Here is a 10,724-nt window from a genome sequence, read left to right as displayed (position 1 = left end):
GCACCCCGTTCGCGATGAGGTCGGCGGCGGCCCGGGTGGAGGGGGCGAGGGTGCGCTGCGCCGAGTTGTGGATCTCGCGGATCCGCCGCCACGCCGCCGCCTCGCCCCAACTGACCCGATACGCCCGCGCGTACGCCGCCACATCGGTCTGGTAGACCGCCACCATGGGCAACCCGTGCCGGCTGGCCAGCGTGGCCGCCCGGGCGCCCAGGACGAACGGACTGGCCAGGTGGACCACGTCCGGCTCGGCCGACAGCAGCGCCCCGGTCAGTCGGGCGGTGGTCGGCACACCCAGTCGGAAGCCCTGGTAGCGGGGCAGCGGCACGCTCGGGATGCGCACCACCGGGTACGGCAGCCGGTCGATGCCCTGCCGGCCGGCACCCGGCGGGGCGGGGGCGATGACCACCGGCTCATGGCCCCGATCGAGCAGGTGCTCCGCCGTCTGCACCACGGAGTGCGCGACGCCGTTCACATCAGGTGGGAACGACTCGGTCACGATGGCGATCCGCATGCCCACACCGTGCGCGTGCCACTGGTGCGCCAGACGACCGCCCGCTGACCGGCCGGCGAACAGTACGGCACAAGACCGCGGCCCAGGCCCCGCGAACCGGGACCCGGTGCGTCAGATGTCGTAGCTGGCGCCGGGCCGGACCACTTCGAGCGGCCCGCTGTACGCGGCGGCGGCCGACTCCAACGTGTGCGCCTCGCTGCCCCAGGCGGGCACCAGGTGGGTGAGCAGAAGTCGACCCACAGCGGCCTTGGTCGCCGCCTCGCCGGCCTCCCGGCCGGTCAGGTGCAGATCCGGCGGATTGTCCACGCCGTCGAGGTAACTGGCCTCGCAGAGGAACACGTCGGCGTTCTGGGCCAGCCGCAGCAGCGCCTCACAGGGCGCGGTGTCCGACGAGTAGCACAGCGAACGGCCGTCGTGCTCCAGCCGCACACCGTACGTCTCGACGGGGTGGTTGACCCGGTCGACGGTGACGGCGAACGGGCCGATCGGGAAGGTGCCCGGCTGGAGCGCGTAGAACTGGTACACGTCCTCCACCGAACCGTCGTCCCCGTAGGCGGCGCTGAGCCGGTCCGGCGCACCGGCGGGCGCGTACACCGGCAGCGCCGGGTAGGGGCCGTCCGGGGCGTACCGGCGCACCACCACGTAGAGCACGGCGTCGAACATGTGATCACAGTGCAGGTGGGTCAGCAGGATGGCGTCCGGGGCGTGCAACCCCGCGTACCGCTGGAGGCTGGACAGCGACCCCGAGCCGAAGTCGACCAGGAGCCGGAAACCGTCGGCCTCGACGAGGTAGGCCGAGCAGGGCGACTCGGGGCCAGGGAAACTGCCGGCGCTCCCCAGAACAGTCAGTCGCATCGAGTGGTCTCGCTGTCACTGTCAGTAGCAGCTGTGCCGGCGATAGTCCCAGCCATGATCTCTACCGACGCGTACGCCACGCTGCGCAGCCTACGCTGGCGCACCCGGCAGCAAGAATCATCCAACGGAAGTTGTCACGAACGTGACACCTGCTCGCGGTACCTCAAAACGCGGACGGGCCGTCGACGAATGTCGACGGCCCGTAGTCGGCAGACCAGATCGGTCAGGCCCAGAGCTGCCCCTCCAGGGCGTCCTCGGCGTCGGCGAGGGTGCCGCCGTACGCGCCGGTGGACAGGTACTTCCATCCACCGTCGCAGACCACGAAGGCCACATCGGCACGCCGGCCGTCGCGCACCGCCTCGTGCGCCACCGCCAGCGCGGCGTGCAGGATCGCACCGGTGGAGAAACCGGCGAAGATGCCCTCCACCTCCACCAGCTGGCGGGTACGCAACACCGCGTCCCGGGTGCCGACCGAGAACCGCCGGGAGAGCACCGAGGCGTCGTAGAGCTCCGGAACGTACCCCTCGTCGATGTTGCGCAGCCCGTAGACCAACTCGCCGTAGCGCGGCTCGGCAGCCACGATCTGAATGCCCTCGACCTTTTCCCGCAGATAACGCCCGGTGCCCATCAGGGTGCCGGTGGTGCCCAGCCCGGCCACGAAGTGCGTGATGCTGGGCAGGTCGTGCAGCAGCTCCGGCCCAGTCGTCTCGTAGTGCGCCCGCGCGTTCGCCTCGTTGCCGTACTGGTAGAGCATCACCCAGTCGGGGTGCTCGACAGCGATCTGCTTCGCCGTGGCGACCGCCTGGTTGGAACCACCCGCCGCCGGCGAGAAGATGATCTCGGCCCCGTACATCCGGAGCAGCTGCACCCGCTCGGTGGAGACGTTCTCCGGCATCACGCAGACCAGCCGGTAGCCGCGCATCTTCGCCACCATGGCCAACGAGATGCCGGTGTTGCCGCTCGTCGGCTCAAGGATGGTGTCACCCGTGCGGAGCCGGCCAGCCTCCTCCGCCGCCCCGACCATGAACAGCGCCGCGCGGTCCTTGATGCTGCCGGTGGGGTTGCGGTCCTCCAGCTTGGCCCAGAGCCGCACCGGAGGAGCCCCCTCGGGCGCCGTCGGGGACAGTCGGGGCAGGCCGACCAGCGGCGTACCCCCGCAGGCGTCGAGCAGGCTGTCGTACCGCGCCATGGCGGCCGACCTCAGCGAGCCGCGACGGCGTCGCGGGCCACCGCGTCGACGGCACCCTGCGAGCTGATGCTGTGCGAGCTGATCGCCGCCGCCGCAGCGAAGCCGAACGCGCCGCCGGCCACCGCCGGCAGGATGGTGACGCTGTCGCCGTCGGAGAGCTTCGCGTCGAGGGCACCGAGGAAGCGGACGTCCTCGTCGTTGACGTAGACGTTGACGAAGCGGTGCAGCGTGCCCGCGTCGGTGATCAGCCGGCCGCGCAGACCGCCGTGCCGGGAATCCAGGTCGGTGAGCAGATCGGCGAGCGTGTCGCCGGTGCCGTCGACGACCTTGGCGCCGCCGGTGTAGCTGCGCAGGATGGTGGGGATGCGAACTTCAATAGCCATGATGGGGAACTCCTCGATCGGGTGTGCCTACGGTGACGGGACGAGATGGCTGCGGCGCTGACAGGTCAGCGGCCGGAACACTCGTAATCGACCGTCGCCGGGCTCTGCCCGAACATGTAGGACTGGACGGCGTGCGGGTCGACACCGGCCTCCACGACACGGACCGGCTCCTCGGTGATCACGCCGTCGACGATCCGGAACGACCGGATCTCCTCCGAGTCGGGCTCACGGGTCGAGACGAGCAGGTAGTGCGCCCCCGGCTCACCGGCGAAGGCGGCGTCCGTCCGCGACGGGTACGCCTCGGTGGCGGTGTGCGAGTGGTAGATGACGACGGGCTCCTCGTCCCGGTCGTCCATCTCCCGCCACACGCGCAGATGCTCCATCGAGTCGAACTCGTAGAAGGTCATCGACCGCGCCGCGTTGTCCATCGGGATGTGCCGGGTCGGGGTGTCGCTGCCGACGGGACCGGCGACCACGCCGCACGCCTCGTCAGGGTGATCCCGGCGCGCGTGGGCGACGATCGCGTCAATGATCGACCGGTCGATGCTCAGCACGTGCACCAGCCTAACGCCTGCCGGGCACAGGCCGAAGTGGTGCCGGTCACCCTTAGTCGATCAAGGCGTTGAGCAGCGACTCCTGTAGATACCCGAGATAGGCGTAGACCGAAAGCTGGAACACCCGGCTGGAACCCGGGTCCTCAGCGACAGCGTCGTCCAGCTCCTCGCCCAGATCCGTGCCGTCCTTGATCTCCAGGCGGACGCCCATCGCGAGCCGCGCGTCGTTCAGCGCCCGCAACCACGCCTCGGCGGCCTCGGCGTCCAGCCGCACCTCGCCGCCGGCCTCGTCCGGCAACGCGGCCAGGATCGCCCCCGCCTGATCGATCTTCGCGGTCTTCAGGTCGCCCTCGGTGTAGCGGCGAAACTCGGCGGTGCCCGGAGCGTCCTGCGGGTAGACCGCCGGAAAGAGCCGACCGACCACCGGGTCGGTGTGGTCGAAGCCGTCGGTGAGAAGACCCACCACCTCGGAGGCGACCTTGCGCAGCACCCGCACCTCGTCGACGGCGAAGACGGCGACATAGTGACCGGCCTGGCGATGGAACATGCTCATGATCTGTCCACCGTCGCCCACAGCCCGTACGCGTGCAGCTGCGACGCGTCGTGCTCCATCCGTTCGCGGGCACCGGTGGAGACCACGGCACGGCCCTTGTGGTGCACGTCCAGCATCAGCTGTTCGGCCCTCTCCCGGCTGTAGCCGAAAAGCTTCTGGAAGACCCAGGTCACGTACGTCATCAGATTGACCGGGTCGTCCCACACGATCGTCACCCACTGCCGGTCGGACGCCGGCACCTCGTCAGTGTCCGGCGTCTCGACCGGTACAACCTGCGGAGCCGCCATGCCCCCCATCGTGCCACCGGTTTCCCGGAACCGAGGAACCGGAACGCCGGACCGGCGCGGATCACCCACCCCGGGCCCTCCCGACCCGCCTCGGACGCCATCGGCGGCGGGGTCCGGCCCGGACCCGGACCAACCGGTGGGCGCGCCGTCAGGCGAGCAGAATGCCGTGATCGACTGCATCGGAGAGCACCACGCCCAGCGAGAGGCGGATCACCTCGAACCGTCGGGAGATCTCCCTGGACAACCCCAACTCGACCTCGCGCACCGCCCGCTGGGACCAGGCTCGCGCCGCGCTGTGGTCGCCGTTGCCCGGCGTACGCCACTGCTGCCAGCACCCGCCGGAGAGCGCCACCGCAATGGGCGGGAGCACCTCGTCCCGGGACGCCATCGGATAGCTGGCGGCGGCGTCGATCGCCTCCAGGCCGGTCAACTCGGCCACGCCCGCCGTGCTGGTGATCAACAGCACCTTGTCCAATTCGTGGCCGGGCCGGTGATCGGCCAGGCCGTACTGCACAGCGGTGGCGATCCGGCGGCGCACGCCTTCGGCCGGCGGCGCGCCGAGCACCTGGGACGCGACGTCGGTCATGATGCCGCGCACCGCCTGATCGCACTGCGCGGTCGCCAACAACGACAGCGCCGCCATCTCACGGTCGAGAAGATCCGGTAGGCCGGCAAGGCCGACTCCGAACACGATCTCCTGAACGGCCCGAAGGTGGATGTTCGCCAACTCCAGGGCGAGGTGCTGGCGGATCCGCTGAGCACACGAGCGGGCATGGCGGTCGAGCCGCTCGGACCAGTCGCCCGGATCGGCGGCCACGGCCACGCGGCCCTGCTGGCCCGGCAGGATCGGCGGGTCGACGCTGGCCCGCTGCAACCCCTCACGCGACGCCCAACCCACCAGCGCCCGCCGCAGGTCGGCGGCGGTGTCGGCCCCGTCGACCGGGAACCACCGCGCGCCGGCCAGCGCCGGCACGGCGGCCAGGAGCGCCGCCCGATGCGCCTCCACAGTGACCGCGACCGCATCCACCTCGGTCTCCGCACCCCCGACCGGCGGGACGGACGCCCCCGCGCCCTCCGTAGTCGCCGTGCCGTCGGCCAGCGGAGCCCAGCCCGCCGCGCCCGGGGTGACCGCGAAGACGACCTCCACCGAGGTCGGGGCGACTTCGGCGAGCAGGTTCAACTCGGCGGCGGTGAAGGCCTGGTCGGCGGCGATCACGAAGAGCATCGCGCCGGCCCGGCCCACCGCTTCGAGCAGCACCCGGGTGCCGGACACACCGAGGGTGGCGGTGTCCGGAACGTCGACCAGGGTGAAGTGCCGCAGCAGCGGCTGGGGCACGCTCAGCTCGACACGCCGGGGCGGGCGGGCCAACGCCGGACCGGCGGCGTCCCGGTCCGCGCCGTACGAGTGCGGCTGCCGGTAACCGGGCACGAACGCCGCCCGGGTGGGCACCTTGGCGTCGCGCATCACCAACCAACTGCCCGCCGGCACTGTGAGCATGACCGGGTCGAGCTCGAGCAGGGTGGCCAGCACAGCACGCCGCTCAGCACCGGCCGGGCCAACGGCGACCACACCGAGCGGCTCATCCGGGGCGGCGCCGGACACGCCGACCCGGGTGGGGAGGGGGCCGCAGGTCGGTAGGTCTGCTGGGCCGGTCATGTCGTCCGGCGAATCGACCGAGGGGAGAGGGCCCTGCTTCATCAGGTGCCTCCCGTTGCGGGTGACCGGAGACCCGGTCGCGGAATTTCCGGTACGTCAATCGGATGTCGGAAGACTACGGGCGGGCCGACGACCGGGCGGAACACCTCGAATACTCAGCGGTAATTGTGCGATTACTCAACTTCGCACGGTGACGGTGCGGGCGCGGACGGATTCCGGTCGATATGCTGCGCGAATGAGTCGATGGGAGTTCGTCGGCCGCACGGATGAGCTCAACCGTTTGCTGGAGGCCGTGACCGGCGAGGCCGGCCGCGGGCTCTTCTTCAGCGGCAGCGCTGGCATCGGCAAGAGTCGCCTGCTGCGCGAGGGCGTGGGCGCGTTGCCCACCGACCGGTTCGCGATCTGGTCCATCGCCGCCAGCGCCACCACTGCGGCGCTGCCGTTCGGTGGGCTCGTCCAGGTCCTCCCCGCCGAGCAGCCGCAGGGCCTCTCCCCCGCCGGCATCCTGCGCTGGGCGCTCAACGTGCTGCAACAGCAGGCGGCCGGTCGACGGATCGTGCTCGCCATCGACGACGCCCACCTGCTCGATCCGCCCTCGGCCGCACTCGTGCATCTCGTCGCCCGCGCAGAGAACGCCACAGTGGTCGGCACCCTGCGCGACGGTGAGCAGATCCCGCTGCCGATCCGCGCACTCTGGACCGACGACCTGGTCGAGCACGTCGAGCTGACCCCGATGCCGCAGGAGGAGACCACCGACCTGCTGGCGGCGATCCTGGGCGGCCCGGTCGACGCCAACTCCGCCGACCGGCTCGGCCGGCTGTCGGCCGGCAACCCGCTGCTGCTGCGCGAGCTGGTGCACGCCGCCAACGGCAGCGCCGAGTTGAAGCGCACGTACGGGATCTGGAAGTGGACCGGGCGACTGGAACTGGCGCCCAACCTGACCGACCTCATCGACACCCGGGTCGGCAAACTCACCGACGGCGTCCGCGCGGTCGTCGAGCTGGTCGCGTTCGGCGAACCACTGGGCCTGCACCTCCTGAGGCAGGCCGCCGAACAGTCGGACGTGGAGACCGCCGAGGAACGCGGGCTGATCACCGTCCTCCAGCACGACCGGCGCACCAACGTCCGGCTGGCACACCCGCTCTACGGCGAGGTGATGCGCCGTCGCTGCCCGGTCAGCCGCACCCGCCGGCTTCAGGCACACCTCGCCGAGCTGCTCGAGCAGGTCGGCAAACGCCGACGCGACGACCTGCTGCGGGTGGCGGTCTGGCGACTCGACTCGGGCACCGCACAGGATCCAGCTCTGCTGCTGGACGCCGCGGTGCAGGCGTTCACCCGCTACGACGTGCCGCTGGCGACCCGCCTGGCACGGGCCGCGCTGCACACCGACGGCGGCTACGACGCGGCGGAGCTGCTGGCCACCATCCTGATGTTCGCCGACCGGCCCGACGAGGCGATCGACGTCCTCGACGCGGTCACCCCCGAGCCCGGCGACGAGCGGCGGCTCTGCCGGTGGCTGACCGTACGCGGCATGGTCAGCTACTGGGGGCTGAGCCGGCAGTCCACGGTGGAGGAGATCGCAAGCCGAGCCGAGCAGCTCAGCGACTCCGCCGACCGGTCCCGGGTGCACGCATTCGAGGCGATCATGCGCCTGCACCGCCTGGACACGGCCACCGCCGTGCAGCTCAGCCGACGGGTGCTCGACCGTCCGGCGGCGGGCGTCGCCGCCCGCGAGCTGGCCCGCTCCACCATCGCGTACGTTCAGGCCGCGCAGGGCGAGCTGACCCGCAGCGGTACGGCGATCGCCCAGGTGCACTCGGCCGCGGCGAGCTGGCGCACCGACATGCCGTACCTCCAGTTGGCCCTGGAACTGGCCCGAGGCACCCGGCTCATGCTCACCGGCGACCTGGCCGGGATCGACGCGATCGTGGCCGACGAGTTCGCCGACCTCGCCGGAGCCGGCGACTTCCGCCTCGGCACCGGCTACCTGGCCATCCTCCAGGCGTACGCGGCCCGGCTGCGTGGGCAGAGCGATGCGGCCATGCGTACCTCGCTGGGTGCCTGCGCGGTACTGGCCACGAGCCGGGTCTACGCCGGTCTGGCCCAGGCCGAACGCGCCCAGGCGGCGGCGCTGCGCGGTGACGCCGCGCAGGCGGTTGCGGCGATGGCCGAAGCCGACCGCACGCACGCGCCGGGCATGGCGGTGCTCTACCCGTGGCTGGAGCAGGCCCGGGGCGCGTCGCTCGCCGCCTCGGGCGACCTGCCGGGCGCGATCAAACACCTCGGTGACCTGGTGGACCGGCTGCGCTCCGACGGCTTCGCCGGGCACGAGGTGCATGTCCTGCACGACCTCGTCCGACTCGACCAGGCGGGCATGGCTGTCGGCCCCACCTGCTCCGACGGCAGCCGCCGCACCGTCGCGCAGCGCCTCGCCGAGCTCTCCGAGCGGGTCGACGGGGTGCTCCCGCCGCTGCTGGCCCGGCACGCCCGCGCCGCGGTGACCGACTCCCCCACCGATCTGCTGGCGGTCGCCGACGACTACGCCGCCCTGGAGTTGACCGTGTACGCCGCAGAGGCCACCTCCCAGGCCGTTCAACGGCTGCGCCGGCAGCACTCGGCCGCCGCCAACGACGCCCGGGAACGCCTCGCCGGGTTGCTCGGGCGCTGTGACCTGATCCGAACGCCGGCGCTCCAGGCCGGCGCGCCAGTGCTCACCGAGCGGGAATGGCAGGTGGCGCGCCTCGCCGCGCACGGCGCTCCCAGCCGGGCCATCGCCGAACGGCTCTTCCTCTCGGCGCGCACCGTGGAGAACCACCTCCAGCGGATCTACGCCAAGCTCGGCGTCACCGGCCGGGCCGAACTGTGGGCGGCGTTGCGCTCGATCCCGGGCCACGACGGCGGCGACCCGAGCTGAACCTTAGGCTGGGGCGGTGAGCAACCACCGCCCCGCGCTCCTGACCGACCACTACGAGCTGACCATGGTCAGCGCGGCACTGAAAGACGGCACCGCCGACCGCCGGTGCGTCTTCGAGGTGTTCAGCCGCCGGCTGCCCAGCGGCCGCCGGTATGGCGTGGTCGCCGGGACGGCCCGGCTGATCGAGCTGATCCGCGACTTCCGGTTCGACCCCACCGAGGTCGATTTCCTGCTGCGGACCGGGGTGGTCGACGAGACGGCGGCGGCGTGGCTCACCGACTACCGCTTCACCGGCGACATCGACGGGTACGCCGAGGGTGAGCTGTTCTTCCCCGGTTCACCGATCCTCACCGTCTCCGGTGGCTTCGCCGAATGCGTGGTGCTGGAGACGGTGGCGCTGTCCGTGCTCAACCACGATTGCGCGGTGGCCGCCGCGGCGGCCCGGATGGTGACCGCGGCGCGGGGCCGGACGCTGATCGAGATGGGGTCGCGTCGGGCACACGAGGAGGCGGCGGTGGCTGCGGCGCGGTCCGCGTACCTGGCCGGGTTCCGGTTCACATCCAACCTCGCGGCCGGCGCGCGCTACGGCATCCCGACGGCGGGCACGGCGGCGCACGCGTTCACCCTGCTGCACGACGACGAGCGGGCGGCGTTCGCCTCGCAGGTCGCCACGCTGGGCAAGGACACCACGCTGCTGGTCGACACGTACGACATCAGCCAGGGCATCCGCAACGCCATCGCGGTGGCCGGGCCGGACCTGCGGGCGGTACGGATCGACTCCGGCGACCTCGCGGTGATCGCTCAGCAGTCCCGGGAGTTGCTCGACTCGCTGGGCGCCACCGAGACCAAGATCATCGTCTCCGGTGACCTGGACGAGTACGCGATCGCCGCGCTGGCCGCCGAACCGGTGGACATGTACGGCGCCGGCACGGCCGTGGTCACCGGCTCCGGGGCACCGACCGCAGGGCTGGTCTACAAATTGGTCGAGGTCGAGGGCCGGCCGGTCGTGAAGCGCTCCGAGCACAAGGCGACCATCGGCGGCCGGAAGGTAGCGGTCCGCCGGCACAAGCCGACCGGCACCGCCACCGAGGAGGTCATCGTCCCGCAGGGCGTTCCCGACCGGCAGCCCAACGACCGCCTGCTCCAGCAGTCGTACGTGGTCGCCGGCGAGTCGGTGCCGCTGCCCACCCTCGACGAGTCACGGGAGCACCTGCGGGAGTGCCTGATCTCCATCCCGTGGGAAGGACTGAAGCTCTCGGCCGGCGACCCGGCCGTGCCGGTCACCGTCGTACCCGCTGGCTGAGTCATCCCCGAGCACCACCGACCGACCGTGCGGAGAGAGGAAACCCCCCGATGGCCAACGCGCTGATCATCGTGGACGTGCAGAACGACTTCTGCGAGGGCGGCTCACTGGCCGTCGCCGGCGGCGCAGGGGTGGCCGCCGGCATCTCCCGGTTGCTCGCCGCCGAGCCGGACCGGTGGACGCACGTGGTCGCCACCAAGGACTACCACGTCGACCCGGGTGCCCACTTCGGCGATCCCCCGGACTTCGTGGAGTCCTGGCCCCGGCACTGCGTGGTCGGCACCAGCGGTTCGGAGTTCCACCCGGAACTGAACACCGCGAAGGTCGAGGCCATCTTCCACAAGGGCGAGCACGCGGCGGCGTACTCCGGTTTCGAGGGCCATGCCGACGACGGCGAGTGTCTGGCCGACTGGCTACGCCGACGCGGCGAAGGTGGCGGTGCCGTCGTTGGCCTCCAGTCGGAAGTCGTACCCGTAGTGGCGCAGGTAGTGGCCCGGGTAGTTGACCGACTGGATGGA

11 protein-coding genes and 1 pseudogene are annotated in these 10,724 nt (G+C 71.5%); 3 read left to right on the top strand and 9 right to left on the bottom strand.

Annotated features, from left to right (window positions below):
* The 8 genes from ABZ749_RS19325 to ABZ749_RS19290 form a co-directional block, all read right to left on the bottom strand.
* The coding region (locus ABZ749_RS19325) for a glycosyltransferase (protein ID WP_357229604.1) at positions 1 to 511 on the bottom strand (511 nt) is incomplete at its 3' end.
* 111 nt (positions 512 to 622) lie between these two features.
* Positions 623 to 1,366, bottom strand: coding sequence for an MBL fold metallo-hydrolase (locus tag ABZ749_RS19320; protein WP_357195310.1), 744 nt, complete (start codon positions 1,364 to 1,366; stop codon positions 623 to 625).
* A 223-nt stretch (positions 1,367 to 1,589) separates the two neighbouring features.
* Positions 1,590 to 2,555: a pyridoxal-phosphate dependent enzyme gene (locus tag ABZ749_RS19315; protein WP_357229602.1), complete on the bottom strand. Its 966-nt coding sequence runs from the start codon at positions 2,553 to 2,555 to the stop codon at positions 1,590 to 1,592.
* Positions 2,556 to 2,566: 11 nt separating this feature from the next.
* Positions 2,567 to 2,938, bottom strand: a complete 372-nt coding sequence (locus ABZ749_RS19310) for a MoaD/ThiS family protein (protein WP_357229600.1) — start codon at positions 2,936 to 2,938, stop codon at positions 2,567 to 2,569.
* A gap of 65 nt (positions 2,939 to 3,003) precedes the next feature.
* Complete coding sequence (locus tag ABZ749_RS19305) at positions 3,004 to 3,492, bottom strand: M67 family metallopeptidase (RefSeq protein ID WP_357229598.1); 489 nt, start codon at positions 3,490 to 3,492, stop codon at positions 3,004 to 3,006.
* 52 nt (positions 3,493 to 3,544) lie between these two features.
* Positions 3,545 to 4,045, bottom strand: a complete 501-nt coding sequence (locus ABZ749_RS19300; protein WP_210780952.1) for a DUF2017 domain-containing protein — start codon at positions 4,043 to 4,045, stop codon at positions 3,545 to 3,547.
* The gene (gene clpS / locus ABZ749_RS19295) at positions 4,042 to 4,332 is read right to left on the bottom strand and encodes an ATP-dependent Clp protease adapter ClpS (RefSeq protein WP_030331276.1); all 291 of its coding nucleotides are present in this window, start codon (positions 4,330 to 4,332) and stop codon (positions 4,042 to 4,044) included. The genes ABZ749_RS19300 and clpS overlap by 4 nt, the downstream gene beginning before the upstream one ends.
* Before the next feature lie 148 nt (positions 4,333 to 4,480).
* Positions 4,481 to 6,031 (bottom strand): hypothetical protein, encoded by a 1,551-nt coding sequence (locus ABZ749_RS19290; RefSeq protein WP_357229596.1) that lies wholly within the window; start codon positions 6,029 to 6,031, stop codon positions 4,481 to 4,483.
* 193 nt (positions 6,032 to 6,224) lie between these two features.
* Here ABZ749_RS19290 and ABZ749_RS19285 point away from each other — a divergent pair, with 193 nt between their 5' ends.
* From ABZ749_RS19285 to ABZ749_RS19275, 3 genes and pseudogenes are all read left to right on the top strand, one after another.
* On the top strand, positions 6,225 to 8,903 hold the full coding sequence (locus tag ABZ749_RS19285; RefSeq protein WP_357229594.1) for a LuxR C-terminal-related transcriptional regulator: 2,679 nt from the start codon (positions 6,225 to 6,227) through the stop codon (positions 8,901 to 8,903).
* Between the two features lie 16 nt (positions 8,904 to 8,919).
* Entirely contained in the window at positions 8,920 to 10,206 is a 1,287-nt protein-coding gene (locus ABZ749_RS19280; RefSeq protein ID WP_357229592.1) for a nicotinate phosphoribosyltransferase, read from the top strand.
* 50 nt (positions 10,207 to 10,256) lie between these two features.
* Positions 10,257 to 10,634, top strand: a pseudogene (locus tag ABZ749_RS19275) (isochorismatase family protein); the annotation flags it as partial.
* Here ABZ749_RS19275 and ABZ749_RS19270 read toward each other — a convergent pair.
* Complete coding sequence (locus ABZ749_RS19270; RefSeq protein ID WP_357229606.1) at positions 10,620 to 10,691, bottom strand: hypothetical protein; 72 nt, start codon at positions 10,689 to 10,691, stop codon at positions 10,620 to 10,622. The pseudogene ABZ749_RS19275 and the gene ABZ749_RS19270 overlap by 15 nt on opposite strands.
* Positions 10,692 to 10,724: the final 33 nt, after the last annotated feature.

Source organism: Micromonospora sp. NPDC047753 (genome assembly GCF_040642735.1).
GTDB lineage: Bacteria > Actinomycetota > Actinomycetes > Mycobacteriales > Micromonosporaceae > Micromonospora.
Note: the sequence above shows the minus strand (reverse complement) of the source record. Positions and strands in the feature narration are given on the sequence as shown.

Bases quoted from the DNA above. Each gene is read 5' to 3' on its own strand.
- ABZ749_RS19320 (WP_357195310.1), bottom strand. From the start codon at position 1,366: ATGCGACTGACTGTTCTGGGGAGCGCCGGCAGTTTCCCTGGCCCCGAG.
- ABZ749_RS19315 (WP_357229602.1), bottom strand. From the start codon at position 2,555: ATGGCGCGGTACGACAGCCTGCTCGACGCCTGCGGGGGTACGCCGCTG.
- ABZ749_RS19310 (WP_357229600.1), bottom strand. From the start codon at position 2,938: ATGGCTATTGAAGTTCGCATCCCCACCATCCTGCGCAGCTACACCGGC.
- ABZ749_RS19300 (WP_210780952.1), bottom strand. From the start codon at position 4,045: ATGAGCATGTTCCATCGCCAGGCCGGTCACTATGTCGCCGTCTTCGCC.
- clpS (WP_030331276.1), bottom strand. From the start codon at position 4,332: ATGGCGGCTCCGCAGGTTGTACCGGTCGAGACGCCGGACACTGACGAG.
- ABZ749_RS19290 (WP_357229596.1), bottom strand. From the start codon at position 6,031: ATGAAGCAGGGCCCTCTCCCCTCGGTCGATTCGCCGGACGACATGACC.
- ABZ749_RS19285 (WP_357229594.1), top strand. From the start codon at position 6,225: ATGAGTCGATGGGAGTTCGTCGGCCGCACGGATGAGCTCAACCGTTTG.